Source organism: Robertmurraya sp. FSL R5-0851, assembly GCF_038002965.1.
Taxonomy (GTDB): Bacteria; Bacillota; Bacilli; order Bacillales; family Cytobacillaceae; genus Robertmurraya_A; species Robertmurraya_A beringensis.
This window is the reverse complement of sequence record NZ_JBBOOE010000001.1, coordinates 3,716,895-3,737,443: the sequence shown is the minus strand read 5'-3', so window position 1 is coordinate 3,737,443 and position 20,549 is coordinate 3,716,895. Positions and strand designations below refer to the sequence as shown.

16 protein-coding genes and 1 pseudogene are annotated in these 20,549 nt (G+C 38.4%); 12 read left to right on the top strand and 5 right to left on the bottom strand.

The window, feature by feature from the left end:
* Positions 1-93: 93 nt before the first annotated feature.
* From MKX65_RS19190 to MKX65_RS19180, 3 genes are all read right to left on the bottom strand, one after another.
* Entirely contained in the window at positions 94-2,232 is a 2,139-nt protein-coding gene (locus MKX65_RS19190; RefSeq protein WP_340905118.1) for a beta-glucosidase, read from the bottom strand.
* A gap of 110 nt (positions 2,233-2,342) precedes the next feature.
* Positions 2,343-2,477 carry a hypothetical protein gene (locus tag MKX65_RS19185; RefSeq protein ID WP_340905117.1) on the bottom strand — a complete coding sequence of 45 codons (135 nt, stop codon included), beginning with the start codon at positions 2,475-2,477 and terminating at the stop codon, positions 2,343-2,345.
* Between the two features lie 1,045 nt (positions 2,478-3,522).
* Entirely contained in the window at positions 3,523-4,674 is a 1,152-nt protein-coding gene (locus MKX65_RS19180) for an MFS transporter (RefSeq protein WP_340905116.1), read from the bottom strand.
* Positions 4,675-4,936: 262 nt separating this feature from the next.
* Between MKX65_RS19180 and MKX65_RS19175 the strand changes: the two genes are divergently transcribed.
* Positions 4,937-8,398, top strand: coding sequence for a glycoside hydrolase family 3 C-terminal domain-containing protein (locus tag MKX65_RS19175; RefSeq protein WP_340905115.1), 3,462 nt, complete (start codon positions 4,937-4,939; stop codon positions 8,396-8,398).
* A 281-nt stretch (positions 8,399-8,679) separates the two neighbouring features.
* A complete protein-coding gene (locus MKX65_RS19170; protein WP_340905114.1) occupies positions 8,680-9,363 on the top strand; it encodes a helix-turn-helix domain-containing protein in 684 nt (227 codons plus the stop codon).
* A 44-nt stretch (positions 9,364-9,407) separates the two neighbouring features.
* Here MKX65_RS19170 and MKX65_RS19165 read toward each other — a convergent pair.
* Positions 9,408-9,748: pseudogene (locus MKX65_RS19165) on the bottom strand (winged helix-turn-helix transcriptional regulator).
* A gap of 190 nt (positions 9,749-9,938) precedes the next feature.
* Between MKX65_RS19165 and MKX65_RS19160 the strand changes: the two are divergent.
* From MKX65_RS19160 to MKX65_RS19145, 4 genes are all read left to right on the top strand, one after another.
* A complete protein-coding gene (locus MKX65_RS19160; protein WP_340905112.1) occupies positions 9,939-10,583 on the top strand; it encodes an FMN-dependent NADH-azoreductase in 645 nt (214 codons plus the stop codon).
* 251 nt (positions 10,584-10,834) lie between these two features.
* Positions 10,835-12,745: a PTS mannitol transporter subunit IICBA gene (locus tag MKX65_RS19155; protein WP_340905110.1), complete on the top strand. Its 1,911-nt coding sequence runs from the start codon at positions 10,835-10,837 to the stop codon at positions 12,743-12,745.
* A gap of 79 nt (positions 12,746-12,824) precedes the next feature.
* Complete coding sequence (locus MKX65_RS19150) at positions 12,825-14,933, top strand: BglG family transcription antiterminator (protein WP_340905108.1); 2,109 nt, start codon at positions 12,825-12,827, stop codon at positions 14,931-14,933.
* Positions 14,933-16,075 (top strand): mannitol-1-phosphate 5-dehydrogenase, encoded by a 1,143-nt coding sequence (locus MKX65_RS19145; RefSeq protein ID WP_340905106.1) that lies wholly within the window; start codon positions 14,933-14,935, stop codon positions 16,073-16,075. Before MKX65_RS19150 ends, MKX65_RS19145 begins: the two co-directional genes overlap by 1 nt.
* A gap of 55 nt (positions 16,076-16,130) precedes the next feature.
* Here the strand turns inward: MKX65_RS19145 and MKX65_RS19140 are convergent, their stop codons facing one another.
* Complete coding sequence (locus MKX65_RS19140; protein WP_340905104.1) at positions 16,131-16,568, bottom strand: Rrf2 family transcriptional regulator; 438 nt, start codon at positions 16,566-16,568, stop codon at positions 16,131-16,133.
* A 172-nt stretch (positions 16,569-16,740) separates the two neighbouring features.
* Between MKX65_RS19140 and MKX65_RS19135 the strand changes: the two genes are divergently transcribed.
* The 6 genes from MKX65_RS19135 (at position 16,741) to MKX65_RS19115 (ending at position 20,440) form a co-directional block, all read left to right on the top strand.
* Entirely contained in the window at positions 16,741-17,604 is an 864-nt protein-coding gene (locus tag MKX65_RS19135; RefSeq protein WP_340905103.1) for an SDR family oxidoreductase, read from the top strand.
* A gap of 376 nt (positions 17,605-17,980) precedes the next feature.
* The gene (locus tag MKX65_RS19130; protein ID WP_340905101.1) at positions 17,981-18,466 is read left to right on the top strand and encodes a cupin domain-containing protein; all 486 of its coding nucleotides are present in this window, start codon (positions 17,981-17,983) and stop codon (positions 18,464-18,466) included.
* Between the two features lie 46 nt (positions 18,467-18,512).
* Positions 18,513-18,824 carry a transposase gene (locus MKX65_RS27145; RefSeq protein WP_016205489.1) on the top strand — a complete coding sequence of 104 codons (312 nt, stop codon included), beginning with the start codon at positions 18,513-18,515 and terminating at the stop codon, positions 18,822-18,824.
* Positions 18,825-18,835: 11 nt separating this feature from the next.
* On the top strand, positions 18,836-19,735 hold the full coding sequence (locus MKX65_RS19125; RefSeq protein WP_040344397.1) for an IS3 family transposase: 900 nt from the start codon (positions 18,836-18,838) through the stop codon (positions 19,733-19,735).
* 45 nt (positions 19,736-19,780) lie between these two features.
* Complete coding sequence (locus MKX65_RS19120) at positions 19,781-19,906, top strand: hypothetical protein (protein WP_263479876.1); 126 nt, start codon at positions 19,781-19,783, stop codon at positions 19,904-19,906.
* A 78-nt stretch (positions 19,907-19,984) separates the two neighbouring features.
* Positions 19,985-20,440: an AraC family transcriptional regulator gene (locus tag MKX65_RS19115; RefSeq protein ID WP_340905100.1), complete on the top strand. Its 456-nt coding sequence runs from the start codon at positions 19,985-19,987 to the stop codon at positions 20,438-20,440.
* The last annotated feature ends 109 nt before the right edge of the window (positions 20,441-20,549 follow it).

Here is a 20,549-nt window from a genome sequence, read left to right as displayed (position 1 = left end):
ATGTCCTTAACACCAAAAGAATATAAGAATCTCTTCTTATGTCAGGACCAATAAAAAACGCCAATATCCTGATTCGATATTGGCGTTTGTCCCTTACTTTTTACTTAGTCTATCAATTTCAACCTCTGGCACTAACGAATTACTCACTTCTTCTACAATAATATCTTTATCGACTTTGAATGTTGCTGTCCCTTTAATATTCTCTGAAGAAGCACCGACCTTCACTGTGTAAACGCCTTTTTCTACGATCCATTGATTTTTCTCTTCATCAAAGGAAGCGAGGTCCTTCGCATTCAAATTAAACTTTAATAGTTCAGTTTGATTTGGCTTTAATTCTTTTGTTTTTCCGAATGCCTTTAATTCAATTTCAGGTTTTTCTAGCTTACCATCCGGGGCAGAGACATACACTTGAACCGCTTCTTTACCAGAGACTTTCCCTGTATTCTTTATATTAGCAAATACGGTAATTTGATCTTTGAATTTACCTCCCTGATTCACTCGAATATTACTGTAATCAAAGTTTGTATAAGACAACCCATATCCAAATTCATAGGCAGGTTTGACATCAAAGGTTGAGTAATAGCGATAACCAACATAAATGTCTTCTTCATACACAACCTGAGTAGGGTTCTCTGCTGGTGTTCCAGGGAAGTTTTCAGAAGAAGGAACATCCTCATATTTCACAGGGAAGGTGGTTGCTAGCTTTCCTGAAGGATTCACTGCTCCAGATAATACATCGGCTACCGCATCTCCTGCTTCCTGTCCTGGTTGCCATGCTAGAAGGATGGAATCTACTTGATCTCTCCAACTTGCTACTTCGACAGGTCCACCGATATTCAGAACAACCGCCACTTTCTTTCCAGCATCATGATAGGCTTTGGATACGTTTTGAATCATCGCTTTTTCCGTATCTGTTAGAAGGTAATCACCTTTTACATTTTGACGATCCACACCTTCACCAGAATTTCTTCCAATCACAATGACACCAATATCGGATTCACCCTCGATTGTTTCAATCTGGTTTGTATCTAACACCATCTCAGGAATGACAGGTATTTCTTTTCCAAAGTCCTCACCCCATGGGCTCGGCTTAATTTTGTATTGTTCCATTTGTCTTAACTCACTAATGTAGTTGCTATATTGATTCACAAGGTCTTCATGGAGTGAATATCCTGCATGCTTTAATCCGTCTACAATAGACACGGTATAGGCTGCGTTTACATCTCCACTACCCGTTCCACCTTTCACCGTTTCAATCTGTGCGGTACCAAATAGCGCCACTTTGTTTTCTTTCTTAAGTGGAAGTGCCTTTTGATCATTCTTTAATAAAACCATTCCATCTGCTGCCGCCTGACGAGCCACTTTAGCATGTGCTTGCAGGTCTGGATTGTCAGAATGGTTATAGTTTTTAAAACTAGGAGATTCGACGACGAAGTTTAAGATGTTCTTCACATTTCGATCCAATAGCTTTTCGTCTAAGCTTCCGTCTTTTACAGCATTAGCAATTTGTTCGGAGCTTTGAGGGAAACCAGGCATAATTTGATCATTTCCTGCTCTCATTTGGGCAACAGGATCAGTTCCAGCAAACCAGTCAGTCATCACATAGCCATCGTAGCCCCAGTCTCCTCTTAAGACAGTTGTCAGCAATTCTTCGTTCTGTGAAGCCGGTGTACCATTTATCAGATTATAGGAACTCATAACAGCCTTCGGATGAGATTCCTTTACAGCAATCTCAAAGCCTTTCAAATATAACTCTCTTAAAGCTCTTTCTGAGACGATTGTATCAATGGTAAAACGATTGGTTTCCTGATTATTGGCTGCAAAGTGCTTGATGGTAGCACCTACTCCATTTGATTGGACCCCATTTACCAAAGCAGCAGTCATCTTACCTGAAATCAACGGATCTTCAGAAAAATATTCGAAGTTTCTTCCAGTTAATATGTTACGGTGAAGGTTTAGAGCAGGTGCTAGCAATACATCGACACCATATTCCTTTACTTCATTCCCTTGCGCTTGGCCAACCTTATTTACCACATTCGTATCCCAGGTGGATGCTAACGAGGTAGCAATTGGAAAAGCAGTGGTATAATACGTTTTTGACTCTCCAGGACGTGTTGGACTAATTCTCAATCCAGCCGGTCCATCCGCATAATACATGGCAGGAATTCCTAATCTTTCAATCGCAGGCGTTCCTCCAACCGCACCTTGAACCGGAAGTTTCGGTATTGTCATTCCAGGCATGCCCACCCCTACGACAAGTTTAGCTTTTTCCTCTACGGTCATAGCCGCGATAACAGCATCAATGGAGGCTTTGTCTACTAATTGTGGCACCTCGTTTTGGTTTATTTGTTCCGTCTTCGGAGCTCCTTGCTCTGCAGCAAATACGCTGTTTGAAAACTTAATCCGGATAAAGCAATACCTGTTGCTAGTGCAATGGAAGTTAATTGTCTTCTTCGTTTCTTCATCTTTTTTAACATCTTTTATCCCCCCCATAAAATGGCGCTAAATCATTTTTGGTAACGCTTCCGTAAACGATTTTACCAATTAAAGTGTGAATTTTCAGAGATTTTAAAAAGGATTATTTTAGTATTACTAGTAATTTTTCAAGGCAAAAACTACTGAAAATGGCCATACGACAACGTTCACTTTTAATCGACAGAGTCATCGTCTTATTTTTACCGAAAACTAAGATAATATGGGGAATTTCTTTTTGAGTTTCAAGTAAATGAAAATAAGCAGAGCACAATACAGTAAAGGGTTCCGTTTTCGGGTACTTTCTAATTAAAATAAACAAGAATTGGGATACGTCTTTCTTATATTTATTAGCGTTTCTACAATTGACCTAGCAATTGACTCATTATTAAGCCAGACAATAAGTATTGTACAATTAAAAAGAGGATCAAAACTTATGTCATTTGCAGTACCGTTTTGAGTACCGATTTTATTGATCTTGATAAGCGGTCGATAAAAAGTTGCTGTTTTCCACATCTAGGTTCAAGAGGGTCCCGCACTTATCGGTTGGGGATCAGATTAAGAATTCGAGCTGATCAATAGACGGAGAAATTCCGCTTAATTAGAAATTCTTTTTAAAAAAGGCTTAAATAGACGGAGAGATTCCGCCTATTGGCTCGAAAAATACGAAAATAGGAGATTTTGCTTTGCTTTAGCGGAAAAACTCCCCTTATTTACCCCAAAACAAGGCTCCATTCTGCAACTAACCGGAAATTCTCCGCTTAGTTTTACTTTTGCTAGTTACACGATTAAGGACAAAACATCTTACTTTATAAAGGTGTGAGTTTAATCTAAAAATCCACGAAAAACCTCATTTTGATGCATTAGGGTGAACCGTATCACAGGTAAGTGAGGTTTTAAATAAATTTTGTTTTTGTATTCATAATAAAGAAACTCACCAATTATGATCTGCCTCGTAAATATTAGATACCATTCTGTCATTTCGTACGTATTTTAAGAAAAGCACTTCAAAACGGAACTCTTTAACAATACAGTGTCTGCTTTATCTGTTTAATTTTCTTTTACCTCTGAAAGCTTTACCTTCTCCTGTCGTATCCAAAATGTCCCCGAAACTAAGAAAACCCCACTAACCAAAAACACAGACATGATACCAGCCGAGGCACCAATCACTCCAAATAATAGAGGAGCAATCAGCTGTGATAAGCGATTCGTTGTTAATCGTAGCCCGAGAACTTCTCCGGTCCTTGATTTAGGGGATGCATTATACGTCGTCGTCATGGAGAGTGGTTGACCACAACCCAACCCCAATCCCATAAGGGAGCTCAAAATACCCATGAAAATCACATTCTCTGAAAAAGGCATTAGTAGGAAGGAGGTTCCAGCAACAATGATAGAAGTAAGAAGAACCCTGTCCCTACCCATTCCTTCAATTAATTTTGGTAGAAACACCCGTACAACAATCATCGCTAATCCTTGGACAGCTATAATGATTCCGATGGTCGAGTCAGACATATGGAAGCTTTTCGCATACAAAGGAAAATACGCAACAAAAATATCTCTTGAGTACAATACTAGCGCACTTGAAAATAAGGCTTTTTGTAATAATGGATTTTGTAATAGCTTGATAGAAGATAGCATTCCATAATGATTAGCAGAACCTTGCCTTTTCATGACTGGCAGGAAAAAAGTGAAAATCACTGGGACGAGCCCAATAATTATGGAAAGCAGAAAAGAAAACGAATAAGATATATGCTCTGTAACAAATCCCCCGATAATAGGCCCAATTAATGCACCAGTTGCTACTGCCATGCCAAGCATACTAAAGTAGTGGTCCCGATTCTCCTTTGTTGCACTATTTCCAAGCACATTCTGTAAGGAAACAGGGATAAATACACTTCCGATTCCTACAAAAAACTGGCTCACAAACAAGGCCCACATGCTTGGAAAAGTAAGCGGAATAGCCATTCCCACAATAATGGAAAATAATCCGATAAAAACAGGAATGCGATCTCCGAGTTTATCCGCTAGTTTACCAGCTTGAATCGCAAATAGGAGTGGAAACAAGGCAAAGGCTGACGTAAGGATCCCTATTTCAAGAGGAGATGCTCCAAGCTCTGAGGCATATAACGTGATGACAGGTCTCGTCATATTAATAACGGTCTGAAATCCTAATGTAATGATAAATACAATTCTTAAAACCAACCCAATCACCTCGATCTAAAAAAACATCACTGTGGTCTAAGACATACTTTAAGTATACTGTTCATCTAACATAGTAAAAATTAGGAAAAACCTATCAAGGATGATAAATAAAATGAATCCACTTTACTCTGTCTTAAAAATGTGTACACAATTGTAAAAATCACTCACTATCGTTGAATGGTAGATAGAGATTAAACTATTTTTATAGGAGACCGGTCCCTCCAAGTATGAAAGCGCTTAAAAATATCTGAGAGGATGTGCTGTGTTGAAAAAAACCCGTCTTTCCAGAATTGGGAGAAAGTCGCTGTCCGTATTGCTTATTACTTCGTTAACCGCGAGTATGGTTGGGTTTAAAGCTCCAGAAAAACAAGCAGAAGAGAAAATCGTATTTAAACATCAAGTGGGTGGGGTATTTGATGGGATGCCGCTGTTTGACGGAGTTCCAGACCACCTAGAAGAATATGTTGATGCTTATTTTGAATACACTGGTCTAGAAGGACCGGCCGTTTATGCAACTGGTTCAAGAAACCATTACACCTTACAGGGTGGAGCCAATAAAGGCAAGGTGATTCCTGGTGCTCTATCAGCTGCAGATAATGTTCAGGGGGTATCAACTGATTTCCCTGCATTAGTAGGAATGGGACAAACCTGGAACAAAGAACTTCTTACGGATATTGGTAAAGTAGTAGGAAGTGAAAAAATTAGTACCTTAAAAGTGAAGCAAGGGGAGTCAAATATTCACGGTGGAACAGATCCTTCTGCGACTGTTGCCTTTACGGTTGTGAGCGATATGCGTATACATCCGTTAAGTGGTCGTTTTGATGAAGGGTTTTCTGAAGATGTTCACATGGCTTCTACGATGATCGATAATATGGCAGCAGGTCTGAGTGGAACAGATCAAGAAAAGAGTGAAGATGGATTTTGGATGCGTGCAGCTGTTGGGACGAAGCATTACTCCGTATATAATGCACAGTGGTTCCGTCAAACGGCTAATAATAGTGCTGGTGCTAGATCTATTTTCGAATATCAGACGAAAAGTCCTTTGAAAGCATTAAGCTCTGGTTCTGTTGCAGGGGTCATGACGTCATTTGGACGTACGAATGGAATTCCGAATATCCTTTCACCTTATCAAATTCATGCTAATAATCATTCTAAATACGGTGTTTACAGCTCTCCAGATTTTAATGGAGATGCCCACGTTTTTGGAGCAAATGCGCAAGGAAATGGTTATGACACTCAATATGCAACAGATCGAACAGCTGCAACCATCTTAATGATTTTAGCTGATGCGAATGCCGGACGTCCTGGACCAAATCCTCAAAATGCATTAGACGATGTGGCCGCTGTAGTTGACGCAGTTGAAAAAGGGAAATACGGTGTGACAAAAGAGGATTTAATCGATGCAGCTCGTCCGCATGTGAATCAAATGGTACGTGTGGGTATTTTTAATGAAGTTGATGAAAACGGAATTCCGAAGAACTATCCGTTTGCCGAAGAGGCGAAAGATGTAAGGGAAGAACTAGGTACATATAGTGTTCCTGAACATCAAGAAATTGCATTAAGGGCTGCTCAGGAAAGTATCGTCCTTCTAAAGAATGATGGGGCATTGCCATTAGAGAAAAACAAGAAGGCGTCCGTTTCAGGAGTGTATGCAGATTCAAGGTTTAAAACCACCTACTCAGCAAGAACAACACCAAACATTGACAACTCTGGAATCTCACCACTATTAGCCATTATCAAGGCGAATGGTTCCAATAATGTTTCATACGACCCAGCGGTAGAAGTAGTGTCATTAAAATCAAAGCTTAACGGACAGACAGTTACAGCCGACGAGAGTGCAGCTGATGTAACAAAGGGCTCTCAGCTTGTAACTACAACTGAACCATTAGATAGGAATAACCCTGCTCAATTATTTGAAGTGTATGATTGGGGCCAAAAAGGGTATAGCCTACGTTCGGTATTAAACGGAAAATGGTTAACGTCACCTACAGCTGCTAATGCATCTGTTGAAAATACAAATGCAACGGCATTAAACTTAACCAATAATGACTGGGATCTTGCCCAAATGTTAGGAAATACAAGTGCGATTCCACCAACCATCCGAGTGGAGGAAAATGCAGATCAGACCGTATCCCTTGTGGCAAGTGGATACAGAACAGGATTCTCAGGTGATTTCACCAACTGGTATTATTCAAATGGAAGAGTGATTACAACAGACTCTGATGGAAAATTAAAAACTGCATCATCAACCATTGGAAACGCTGAAAATGTAACTAATCGAAATGATGATGTGAAGTTTGAACAAACAGTGGTAAAAGAGGTAGGAGCCGAAGCGGTCAATCGTGCGAAAACGGATGACTATGCTGTTGTGTTTGTAGGTGCCATTCCACGCCATAGTGCGGGAGAAGGAAATGACCGCTCTGACTTAAATATGGGAGATGCGGATTACGAGTTGGTTGAGAAAGTGTCGGCTGCTTTTGCTGCGGAAGGGAAAAAGACGGTTGTTGTTGTTAAGTCTAGCTTCCCAGTCGGAATGGAACCTATTCAAAATAACCCGAACGTATCAGCCATTGTTTATCAACCATATGGAGGTCAGTATGATTCACATGCATTGGCTCAAGTACTATACGGGGACTATGCTCCAACAGGTCGTCTTTCTTCTACATGGTATGCAGATATGTCTAGCTTCCCAGAAATCAGTAAGTATTCCATTCCAGAAGGAAATACAAGCATAACAATGGAGGATATTGATCCAAGATTTACACTAGATATGACAAATGCCGATCCGATTGAACAAGAATTAACCTATATGTACACAAAAGCTCCAGTCACATACCCATTTGGTTACGGATTATCATATAGTAACTTTACGTATAGTGGCTTTAAAGCGCCAAAAAAGGCTAGCGATCAGTCTTCTTTTGAAGTATCCGTACAGGTGAAAAATGAAGGTAAAGTGAATACTTCTGAGGTTGTTCAGCTGTATGCCAAAAATAATAAATCTGCTTACGGGGAATATGCTCCTCAAAAGCAACTCGTAGCTTTTGAGAAAGTATCTTTGCAAGCTGGTGAGACAAAGAAGGTTACACTCAAGGTCGATCCAAAGGACTTAGCCGTTTGGGATGTAAATGCAGGGGATTTCCTTGTAGAGGAAGGAAACTATGTATTGATGATGGGATCTTCTTCTGAAGATGTGAAAGCAGAAAGTACAATTGCCATTGATGGAGAGTCACTTGCGGCTTTGCCAACCAATAAGCCTTTTAATGTGTTCGACCACTCCTTTGCATCAAATGAAGTTGTTTATCATGAAGTCTCCAAAGCAAGAACAGCTGAAAGTTTAAAGGCAGAAAAGGTTGTTGGAGAATATCATGCCGTTCGATCGAAACAAAATGGTTCATGGGTAGCTCTACCAAAAGTAGTATTAACAGGTTCAAAACAAGTAACCGCTAGTGTTGCTTCCGATGTGACAGGAGGAAAAATCACTTTGCACTCGGGATCTGTTACTAGCGAACCTTTTGCAGAATTTGAAGTACCGAAAACAGGAAAGAACTCATACACCATCGAGAATGCAGGGGTTCCTGTAAATGAGTTGGGCTACACAGATGTGACTGTTGATCTAGAAGGAAAATTGCCGAAGGGGCCAAACACAGTATATGTCGTGTTCCATTCACCAGATCTTCGAATCGATCGTTTATCTTTTGAAGGTGGTAAACCCAATAAGAAATAAATCACAAGAAGGGATCACAGCCTGTCGATTAGACGGTTGTGGTCTCTTTTTTGGTTTCGTCCTAAAAAAAGCAGACATCAACCAAAAAGATAGCGTTTTCAGAATCTTGAAAAACTTAGTAAAATAAAAGTATAGAAAAATGAAATCTATCTCCTACTGTTCTTCTTTAATAAACATCTAGTAGTTATCCTCCAAAATGATTTTGACTATTCCAGAAATCGATTTAACCCGTTTCTATTCAATCTCTGTAAAATTCTATGGATAAGGAGTTGAAAAATGTAATGGTTAAGGCATCCGCTTTCGAACTTGAGTGTAAGGTATTAACGGAAAAGGAACTTACACAAAGAAAACAATCACTTCTACGTAGTCTCCGCATGCTTGAACGTGAGACTTTTTTTCAAAAAATAGAGGAATTTAATTGTTCGATGATAGAACAGAAATTAGATCCTGAAGTAGTAAAAGGAAAAATGCTTAGACTTATTTACCTAAGTATGGAAGTGGCTAAAGAAAGTCTTTGGAATAAAGGATATTTGCCGCATATGGAAGTTGCCAACCTACACTCCACGATCGATTTATGTTATTGGTTTCAACAGCAAATGGAACAAATTTTTCAATGCGTGAAGAATAATCAGGTCGAGCCTAAACATATCGCTATTGAGAGTGCACTTCGTTTTATTCAATCCAATTACGATAAAGAGCTTAGTCTCCAAGAAGTTTCTGATCATTCAAATATGAGTAGCACCTATTTTAGTGTGTTATTTAAGGAACAAATGGGCGAGTCATACATAAAGTATGTCACAAAATTGAGAATTGAACATGCAAAGAAATTGCTAATGAACGGAGCGAAGGTAAACGAAGTTAGTGAAAAAGTAGGTTATTATAATTATCGCCACTTCTCGGAGTTATTTAAAAGACATGTGGGAATGACACCAGGGCATTATCGAGATAGACAATCACATGCTTAGTGATTAGAAAAAGCAGAGCTACCTATAGTGGCAGCTCGTTATATTTATTCACTAACCATTTTTTGTTTCTTATGCACACTGTGTTTCACGCCCCAATCATGCATAGCTCTCAATATGGGCTCTAAGCTTTTCCCGTAGTCCGTCATCGAGTACTCCACCTTTGGGGGACTTGTGGATAAACGACACGTTGTACGATGTCTTCCTCTTCTAAATCACGTAACTGATTTGTTAGCATCTTCTGGGTGATTCCAGGCATATTTCTCTTTAACTCACTAAATCGTTGAGTTCCTTTTGTTAGAAGATGTAATAAGATAATGGGTTTCCATTTCCCCGTTAAAATTCCTAAAGCATCGTCGACACGACATAACTCAGGCTTTATTTCCAATCTCAATTCCTCCTTTAGGTAAAAATTAACTGGCTATGTGAAGGTGAGCGCTAAAGCAATAGTATACATTTTGATACTATACCACTTTTAAGTGCGTACTTAACAATCATTTGACTCTGATTATAATAATTATAGTTAGGTAGTTAGTGTAGCTAGCCTAACAAAGAAGGAAATAGAGGAGAGAATATCAATGAATGTTTTAGTAGTAAAAGCAAATAACCGCCCTGCTTCTGAGGCGATTTCTAGTAAGATGTATGAAACGTTTATGGCCGAATTAGAAGGGAAAGACGTAAACGTTACTACATATGATGTGTTTGAAGAGGATACACCATATTTTGGACAGGAACTTTTTGATGCATTTGGTAAGGTACAAAATGGTGGAGAACTAACTGACATTGAATCACGTTTGTTAGCTGCGAAACAAAAAGCAATGGATGTACTTTCAAGCGCAGATGTGGTTGTATTTGCATTTCCATTATGGAATTTAACGATCCCTGCTAAATTGCAAACATTTATTGATTATGTATACGCAGCTGGTTTTGCATTTAAATATGATGCATCTGGAAACCTAGTAAGCTTAATGCCAGAAAAGAAAGCAATTTTCTTAAATGCACGAGGAGGAGTTTATTCAGCGCCTGAAGCAGCACCGATGGAAATGGCTGTGAACTATATGCGTAATGTTTTCGGTGGAGTGTTCGGAATGCAAATCATTGATGAAGTGGTTATTGAAGGACATAATGCTATGCCAGATAAAGCACAAGAAATCATTGCTGCTGGTTTAGAAGAAGTAAAAGCATCTGCACGTCGTGTAGTTGAATTAGCGGTAAAAGCATAAATAGAGTTGAAGTCATAGACCCTTGCAATCATGCAAGGGTTTTTTAATACGGAAAAAACTTTTATTTTGTATAAATACTTAATCTATCAAATAGAAAATCCCTCTTAATGACAACAAAGAATATTAATTCTTTTTTGAGAAAAAATACTTTTGTCTCTTTATGAACGACAAAGTTGGTTTTTCACTTTGTTGATAGTGTTAACTATGTAGGATAACATGTGAAGGTACAAATTTTAGACAGGAGATCGAACATGACACAATCAAATATAAAAGTGGCTGTACAAAAATTTGGTAATTTCCTAAGTTCTATGGTCATGCCAAATATTTCAGCATTTATTGCTTGGGGGCTTATTACAGCTCTATTTATTCCTACAGGTTTTTTTCCAAATGAAAACCTTGCCAAAATGGTTACCCCAATGGTTACCTATTTACTACCTATTTTAATTGGATATACAGGTGGAAAACTTGTTCATCAAGAACGTGGAGCAGTTGTTGGTGCAATTGCAACGATGGGTGTGATTGCAGGAGCAGACATACCAATGTTTCTTGGTGCGATGATCATTGGTCCGTTAGGCGGCTTTGTCATTAAGAAATTTGACCAGTTAATTGAAGGGAAAGTTAAAGCTGGTTTTGAAATGCTTGTAAACAATTTTTCTGCGGGTATTCTAGGAGCGATCCTTGCCATTCTAGCATTTTTAGGCGTTGGACCTGCAGTCGATGTGTTTACCGGATGGCTTGTATCAGGAGTTGACTGGTTGGTTGGAACAGGACTGCTTCCATTAACTAGTATTCTAATTGAACCAGCAAAAGTATTGTTCTTAAATAATGCGATTAATCACGGAGTTCTATCACCAATTGGTGTGGAACAGGTGAAACAAACGGGACAATCTATTTTGTTCCTTCTTGAAGCAAACCCAGGTCCTGGGATCGGTGTTCTACTAGCGTATATGTTTTTTGGAAAAGGAACGGCAAAGAAATCAGCACCCGGTGCAGGAATCATTCACTTTTTCGGTGGAATTCATGAGATTTATTTCCCATATATCTTAATGCGCCCTATGTTATTTTTTGCTGTCATCCTAGGTGGAATGAGTGGAGTATTTACATTGGTTCTATTAGGTGGTGGATTATTTGCTCCATCATCACCAGGTAGTATTCTTGCGATTACTGCGGTTACCCCACATCATGCAAGTGCATATATGGCAAACTTTGCTGGTGTAATCGTGGCTGCAGCTGTTTCATTTATTGTTTCTTCTTTTATTTTGAAAACGGGGAAACAGGGTGGAGATGACCTTGAAGCAGCCGCTCAAAAAATGCAAGAAATGAAAGGGAAGAAAAGCTCTGTATCAAATGTACTTACAGATCAAGGAGCACTTCCTGACAATGTTACAAAGATTATCTTTGCATGTGATGCAGGAATGGGTTCAAGCGCAATGGGAGCATCGTTGTTACGTAAAAAAGTAAAAGAAGCGGGAATGGATATCGGGGTTACCAATATGGCTATTAGTAATCTTCCAGCGGACGCTCAAATTGTCATTACACAGGAGGAGCTAACTCCTAGAGCAAAAAACAAAGTACCAAACGCTTATCATATTTCTGTTGATAATTTCCTTTCAAGTCCTGAGTACGATAAGCTCATTAGTGAGTTGCAATTTCCAGCAAGTTCCACTCTTCATGAAGTCGTTGAAGATGCAGAAGAGAATGCTACGGATCATTTGAATGAAGAAAAATCACATAACGATGATTTGCTTCGTCCTGAAAATGTCTTTATCAATCAGGAGTTTGCCAATAAGGAAGAAGCCATTCGCTTTGCCGGTCAAGCATTAAAGAATGCAGGTTACGTCGATGAAAGCTATATCGAAGCGATGATTGAGAGAGATAACATGACTTCTACGTATATGGGAAATGATGTTGCGATTCCCCATGGAACAGAAGAAGCGAAGAAGGCAGTTATTAGATCAGGTTTTACTGTCCTTCAGGTTCCGAATGGCGTGGATTTTGATGGACAGAAAGTACGTTTAATCTTCGGTATTGCTGGAAAAGACGGTACACATCTTGAAATCCTTTCTGGTATCGCAATTACTTGCTCCGATATGGAAAATATCGAAAAAATGGCTCAAGCAAAAACAGCTCAAGAGATTATCGATATTATTGGTAAAAAGTAAATAAGAAATAAAAAATAGAAAAGCGTATGTCTGCGCTTTTCTATTTTCTAGTTATTTCACTCAGGAACGAGTTGATACCGTGGATATAACCTCAAGGGAAAAAGCCATCATTGAATTGATTATTAAAACTTCTGGAAAACATACCGTTCTCTCAATTGCCTCTTCCCTAAATGTAAGTACCAGGACGATACAACGTGATTTAAAGGCAACAGAAAGGATCATGGAGAAGTTTGGACTAAGGCTAACACGTAACATGGATCAAGGTCTTTCTATTGAGGGGAAGAATGAACAGATATACAGGTTAATTCAGCATATAGCAGGGAGTACTCCAATTGATCAAACTCCTCTCGAAAAAAAGCTTCGATTACTTTTGGCTGTATATGAAGAAGAACATTTTAAAATTCAAACGTTAGCCACTCACCTTGGTGTCAGTTCAGCAACATTAGCCATTTATCTGGACGAACTGGCGGAATGGCTAGAGGTTTTTCAATTACAGTTAACAAGGAAAAGAGGAGTAGGAGTAGAACTGCAAGGTACAGAGGCTAACAAACGAAGAGCACTTGTTCATTTTTTTCTACAGTATTTTCACGATGAGTTTATAGAAAAACTATTTATTTTGGAAAAGGGAAGTCCATCCGAGGAAAAGATTCTTCATTATTTTTATCATGATGAGTTATTAGAAGTACTCACCTTAGTCAATGCTGCCTTTCATAAAACCCAAGCCCGAGTAACAGATCGAGCATACTTGGAAGTGGTTTTACATATTTATATCACTCTAAAGAGAACGGATGCTCAATTTTTGTTGGAAGACGATGTAATCTTACAAGAAAAAGAGGTTGCCATTGAATATGATCTGATGTTAGTGATTAGTCGTGAGTTAGAACGAAAGCTTGATGTGAGCCTTACTAAAAGAGATATTCTTTTTCTAGCATTGATTCTAAAAGGTACAAAGCTTCAAGGTGCTGATGCTGAGCCCGAAAACATTTTACTTGCTCAACTGATTAAAAATGTGATTCGCTCCGTTTCTAATCAGCTTCAGGTAAATTTAACAGATGACTTCTCTTTATTCCAAGGGTTACTTGCCCATATGGAGCCAGCGCTCTTTCGTATCGAACAGAAAATGGAGTCGTTTAATCCACTAAAAGAAGAAATCAAACGGAAGTATCCGGTTTTGTTTATGGCAGTAAAAAATAGTGTGAAGGAAGAGTTTAAGTCCATTGACTATTTTCCTGAGGACGAGATTGCTTTTATGGTGTTACACTTCGGTTCCGCATTATTAATGCAGGAAGAGCATTTGACCATTAAAGCCTTGGTGATTTGCCCTACCGGTATCGGGACTTCAAAGATGTTGGCTAGTAGAATCAAAAAAGAAATAGCAGAAATTGATTCAATTGATATTAAGTCGATTAAAGAAATATCGGAACATGTGAACTTACAAGCATATGACGTGATTATTTCCACTGTAAGATTGCCTTTCATCAATAAAGAATACATTTTAGTGAACCCGTTATTGAGTACAGAGAACATTGATACGATTAAAAGCTTTATACAGAATAATATTGAAGCCATTGCAAAGGGTGAAAAATACAAAAAGATCGAACGTCATTCTGTACCTTCATCTGTTGTTAAGAAAAACATCGATTTGCATGACATGCTAGAGGACATTAAGAGTATTCAACAGAGTATAGAGTCTATCATGCAAAATTACCGATTTTACAGGATGAACCATTCGGAAAGCCAGGAATTGATCCTTAATAAAATGTTGCAGATTGCCGAGAAAGAGAATCTAGTGACTGAATCTGAGGACATTCTTTATTCGCTTAAAGAGAGGGAAAAAAGAGGGGGGCTCGGGATTCCTCAGACCAATTTAGCCTTATTTCATGCAAGAAATGAGCATGTGCGTGATCTGATTTTCCAAATTGCGCATCTGCCTAATCCTTGTCTGGTTAGGGGAATGGATGGAAACATGGTCATGATGAAGAACCTATTGCTCATGCTGGCCCCATTAGAGTTAAGCAACAGACAGCAGGAGGTTATTAGCTTAATTAGTACAAATATTATTGAGACCGATGAAGCTATTTTGATTTTTTCATCGGCAAATGAAGAGCTAATTTATAAGAGGTTAGAGTCTATTTTTTCGAATTATTTACAGTCGAATTTTAAAATAAATGATAGAGGGATGATGTAATGAAACTAGCAGTACATTTTGGAGCAGGTAACATCGGGAGAGGATTTATTGGAGCCCTTTTTTCTCAGTCAGGATACCATGTTACTTTCGTAGACATTGCCGAACCAATCATTAATCAATTAAATGATGAAAAACAATATAAAGTGAAGCTTGCCACAGATGCACAAGAGAGTATTCTTATTGAGAATGTTTCAGGATTGAATAATTTAACACAGGAAAATGAAGTAATAGAAACAATCAAGAAGGCAGCTTTTTTAACGACGGCTATTGGACCTAACATTCTCCCGAGAATAGCGCCTTTAATTGCAAAGGGATTGGCTGCTAGGATAGAAGAAAATAATGACAAGTTATTTGTAATTGCCTGTGAAAATCAAATTTCTGCTACCGATCTTTTAAAAGGCTATATTTTTGAGCATCTTGATGATCAAACGCAAGAAAAGGTACTTGCTCATGTAGAATTTTTAAATTCTGCTGTTGACCGTATCGTACCGATTCAAAATAATCAAGGTTCTCTCGATGTACTTGTTGAACCTTACCATGAATGGGTGGTAGAAACGAAAGAAGAAATTCCTCCTATTGAAGGAATGATTATCGTTCCTGAACTAGCTCCATTTATTGAAAGAAAGCTGTTTACGGTTAACACAGGACATGCCGTTATTGCTTATTTCGGTTATCTGGCAAAAAAAGAAACGATTGACCAAACTCTAGCGGATATGGATATCTACAATCAGGTGAAGGCCACACTGGGTGAGACGGGTGCTTATTTAATCAAACAGTACCATTTAGATCCGGAAGAACACCAAAAATATATTGAGAAAATCATTAAACGTTTTGAAAATGCTCATCTACATGACGGTGTGACAAGAGTAGGTCGTTCCCCGTTAAGAAAGCTTGGGCCAGAGGATCGACTCGTTCGTCCAGCCCTACAAGCTCTAAAAGCGGGCCTTTCTTACGATCATTTAGCAAAGGCTATTGCAGCAGCCTTACTTTTTGATTACAAAGATGATGAAGATGCAGTAAAGCTTCAGTCAATGATTCACGAACATGGAGTGTCGTATGTTCTTCAAGAAGTATGTGGTCTTGAGGACTCAAGCCAACTTGCTAAAGAGATTATTAGACACTATGAAGGATTAAAGGGATAAATCCATTTCTTCTTGTGAAGTTTTAAGGGATTGCATGAGCAATCCCTTTTTCTGATTAACTGTTATTATTCTCTTTTTCGACAATATCTTTAAGAACCTCTTCAATAGTCACATTTCCTAATACCTTTTCTAAAGCAAATTGAGCCGCTGATAATATAGGAGTAATCGAATGTTGAATATTTCTGCCGACTGGACAATCCGGGTGGGGATTATCATGTAAACTGAATAGTTCTTTTTCCTTAACCACATCAACTGCCTTATAAACGTCAAGTAAGGTAATGGTAGCTGGTTCCTTCGCAAGTTTTGCTCCAGCAATTCCTGGTTGTACTTCTATTAGTGCAGCTTTTTTGAGCATCCCCATAATTTTTCTGATCAATGATGGGTTTGTGTTGACGCTCCCAGCTAAGAATTCTGATGAGCTAATTCCGTCTTTATTTAATTCAATAAGAGTTAATATATGAACCCCAACAGTAAAACGACTACTAATGGACATTTCATGCACCTACTTTATTATCATGTATTTAATTTGAATACACGTATTATACCTTATCATTTGAAAAAAATAAAAAAGGTTTTGTTGACAAAACAGTTAGAAGTATCTATTATAAATACATGTAATCAATATAAATACAGGTTAGAAAATAAAAGAGTGGAGGAATAGGAAAATGAAATTATTAGTAACTGGTGCAACAGGTAAATTAGGAACGAAAGTGGTTGAAACCTTATTAAAAACGGTACCGGCCAATCAACTAGCTATTAGTGTTCGTAACCCGGAGAAAGCGGAAGGATTTCAATCTCGTGGAGTAGAAGTTCGTCAAGGCGATTTTGACCATCCGGAAACATTAGATTCTGCTTTTGCAGGTATCGACAGACTTTTATTGATCTCTGCTGATGGAGATAATGACACAAGAATTAGACAGCATTCGAATGCGGTAGCTGCTGCAAAGCGTGCTGGTGTTAAATTTATCGTATACACTAGCATAGCGAATGCGTTGGAAAGTAAAAACTTCCTAGCACCAACTCATAAGGCAACAGAAGAAGCCATTATTCAAACAGGAATTCCATATTCTTTCTTACGTAACAATTGGTATTTAGAGAACGAAACCTCAAGCATACAAGGTGTACTCGCAGGCGCTCCATGGGTGACTTCAGCAGGAGAGGGAAGAGTAGGCTGGGCATTACAACAAGACTATGCAGAGGCAGCAGCAATTGTCCTATCTGGTGAAGGTCACGAAAACACAGTTTACGAATTATCAGGTAAGCTATTAACACAAGAAGAAATTGCGGCAGCTCTGGGGACGGTACTGGGTAAGGAAGTACCTGTACAACAAGTGGATGATGCTACTTATGCGGATATCATGAAAGGTGCTGGGGTACCAGATTTCCTTATCCCTTTTGTAGTGAACATCCAAAAAGATATTCGCGAAGGAACACTAGAAATTGAGAGCAATGATTTTGAAAAACTTCTTGGACGTCCTGCTACTTCGATTATTGAGGGATTAGGTCAAATAGTTAAGAGCATCTCTTAGTATATTTTAAAAGCTGGTCGATAAATAGCAGGTGATTCCCGTATCTAGGATCAAGAGGGTCCGCACTTATGGGGTGGACCAGGTTTAGCACCCGAGTTGAAATAGACGGAGAAATTCCGCTTAATTAGTAATTTTTATTAAAAAAGGGTTAAATAGGCGGGGAGATTCCGCCTATTGGCTCGAAAAATTCAAAAATGAGAGATTTTTCTTTGCATAAGCGGAAAACCTCCCCTTATTTACCCTAAAAATAGCTCCATTCTGCATTTAAGCGAAAAATATCCGCTTATTTTTCTATTAGATAATTAATTTTTAAAGGATTTCTCCGAATAACTTAGTATTTAACTAGGTAACAAGAAACTAGGAGGCCTTGCCTTTTATGAAATACCCATATGAAAGCGCTGTAATTAAAGAAGAGGTTCCTGTATTCGCATTAATGACGAGTGTGAAGTATGTAGCGATGCATTGGCATGACAGAATTGAATTATTATTAGTTTTAAAAGGACAAATACATGTGTATGTGGGAAGAGAGGAGTATGTGCTTAAGGAACATGACCTTTTGCTCATTAACAGTAATGAAGTTCATGGGGTGGAGTCAGATCAAGAGAATAAACTGTTACTTATTCAGATACCTATCACCTTTATAAAAAAATTTTACACTAATATTGAAGACGAATCTTTCCATTGTCAGTCCTTTCAGAGTATGGACCAACAATCCTATAATAAAATTCGACCTCTGCTTGCCCATCTAATGTTAGCTGTCAAAAGAAAAGAAGAAAATTATGAAATTAAGGTGCACTCTCTTCTATTAGATGTGGTGTATCAACTGGTTACTCATAAGCCCCAAAATGAACTTGGACAATAAGAGTAATATTTATTATACTGCTTAATGTACCAAGGAGGCTGACATCATGAAACGAATAAAACATTCTAAAGAATTTAAATTACAAGTCATCAAGGAAGCCCAAGACACAGGGAAGAATACCCTTGTAGCTCGCCGGTATGATCTGAATCCCAATATGGTTAGTCGCTGGGTTCGTGAATACAAAGATGGTAAATTTGGTGAAGTAGATGTGGCTGTGCTGCCAGATATAGACTCCAAAGAATTATCCAAAGAAAATGAAAAACTTAAAATGTTATTAGGTGAAAAAGACCTTGAAATAGCGATCCTGAGGGATCTTATAAAAAAGAAAAACCCTCACTTGCTGAAAAGCATGAAGTAGCTAACAAATGGATTCAAAAAGGCTACTCGATTTCAAAGGTGCTTAAAATCATAGGTATTCCTCGATCCACATACTATTATCAAAAGAATTATCGTGTTGAGGAGAAAAAAGTAAGTGAGGGACGTCCAGCACCAGGTTATTCGATCCAAGAGGACGGTCAAAAGATATCAGACGAACAGATTAAAGAATTTCTACTAGAAGAGATTGCCGGTGATTGCTATAACTATGGTTATCGCAAACTCACTAAGGTCTTAAGGCGAAAATACAAACTTAAAATTAACAAGAAAAAAGTATACCGGATTTGTAAAGAATTGGGCATCTTACGCCCACAGCGCCAAAAGAAAGTCTCATACCCTAGGAAACTAGCAAGAAATCGCATTATTACAAGATCTAATCAGCTATGGGAAGCTGACATTAAATATGGCTTTATCGAAGGTGAGGATCGCTTTTTCTTTGTCATGTCCATCATCGATGTTTATGACAGGGGCATCATTACCTATCATATGGGATTAAGCTGCACTGGAGATGATGTCAAACAGACACTGAAAAGGGCATTATTAAAACGCCAACAATATGATGAATTGGAAAAACCTGTAATCCGAACAGACAATGGACCGCAGTTTATTTCCCATACTTTTGAAAAGTTTTGTGAAGATTCCAAAATTGAGCACGAAAGAATTCCACCAAGAACACCAAATATGAATGCTCATATTGAGTCTTTCCATCGCATTTTTGAGGACGATTGCCTATCCAGATGGCAGTTTGAAACCTACACAGAAGCATATCAAGAAGTCATGAATTTTATGGAGTTCTACAACGAGAGACGTATGCATTCTAGTATACTAGATTTGTCACCAAAGGAATTCTATCAAAAACAAGATTCATTGGTGATCAAGGAGGTTCGGGTGTAATGGATGTATTCATTCAAAGCATCAGCTTGATTTGGAGTGGCGGGCATGATAGCCTCGTTCGGCGATGCCAATGTTGTAAAACAGCTGGCTTCTTGGCAGGAGAATCATGCCCGCAGAGGCTCCATGTCAAGCAACATGGCCTTTTTGAAGAATAATGAAAGAAATCTATAAAATAAAAAACTGAGGAAATGAAAGAATAAGAGAGTTATTGTCCAAAATTCGGGGGTTAATCCGGTTACACATTTTAAGGTGGATAAGAAGAATGTTATTATCAACTCTGAAAAAGATATTGAACGGATGAATCGATTAACCAATTACATACAGCAGCACTATATGAATCCCATTACACTTCAAGAGTTGGCGGATACTGAGGAACTTACGGCTCCCTATTTATCAAGGTATTTCCAACATCATATGGGACAGTCGTTTATTAAATATATAAATGGGATTCGCTTAGAACATGCGGTGCGGTTTTTGTTAGAAACCGATCGGCCCATCATCCAAATCGCGTTAGAGTGTGGCTTTCCTAATTTAAATTCCTTTCATAAACTGTTTAAAGACACATTTCACACAACCCCTTATCAATATCGAAAAAAACAAGTGCACACTAAAACTTCCATTCGACCTACGGAATTAAGCGGAATAACAGGTTATGAATTCACTGAGGAAGAGGATTACCATGAACTGTATAACCTTTTAAGCTAAAGCTTGCAGGTAGTTACATACCTACAAGCTTTTTCTTTGAGTAGGCTTGGTATATTTTCCAATTAAATAAGTTAAGATAAACAAAGAAGACTTTAGAATACTACTAATA

Bases quoted from the DNA above. Each gene is read 5' to 3' on its own strand.
- MKX65_RS19190 (WP_340905118.1), bottom strand. From the start codon at position 2,232: ATGACAATACCGAAACTTCCGGTTCAAGGTGCGGTTGGAGGAACGCCT.
- MKX65_RS19185 (WP_340905117.1), bottom strand. From the start codon at position 2,477: ATGTTAAAAAAGATGAAGAAACGAAGAAGACAATTAACTTCCATTGCA.
- MKX65_RS19170 (WP_340905114.1), top strand. From the start codon at position 8,680: ATGGTTAAGGCATCCGCTTTCGAACTTGAGTGTAAGGTATTAACGGAA.
- MKX65_RS19160 (WP_340905112.1), top strand. From the start codon at position 9,939: ATGAATGTTTTAGTAGTAAAAGCAAATAACCGCCCTGCTTCTGAGGCG.
- MKX65_RS19155 (WP_340905110.1), top strand. From the start codon at position 10,835: ATGACACAATCAAATATAAAAGTGGCTGTACAAAAATTTGGTAATTTC.
- MKX65_RS19145 (WP_340905106.1), top strand. From the start codon at position 14,933: ATGAAACTAGCAGTACATTTTGGAGCAGGTAACATCGGGAGAGGATTT.
- MKX65_RS19140 (WP_340905104.1), bottom strand. From the start codon at position 16,568: ATGTCCATTAGTAGTCGTTTTACTGTTGGGGTTCATATATTAACTCTT.
- MKX65_RS19135 (WP_340905103.1), top strand. From the start codon at position 16,741: ATGAAATTATTAGTAACTGGTGCAACAGGTAAATTAGGAACGAAAGTG.
- MKX65_RS19130 (WP_340905101.1), top strand. From the start codon at position 17,981: ATGAAATACCCATATGAAAGCGCTGTAATTAAAGAAGAGGTTCCTGTA.
- MKX65_RS27145 (WP_016205489.1), top strand. From the start codon at position 18,513: ATGAAACGAATAAAACATTCTAAAGAATTTAAATTACAAGTCATCAAG.
- MKX65_RS19120 (WP_263479876.1), top strand. From the start codon at position 19,781: ATGATAGCCTCGTTCGGCGATGCCAATGTTGTAAAACAGCTGGCTTCT.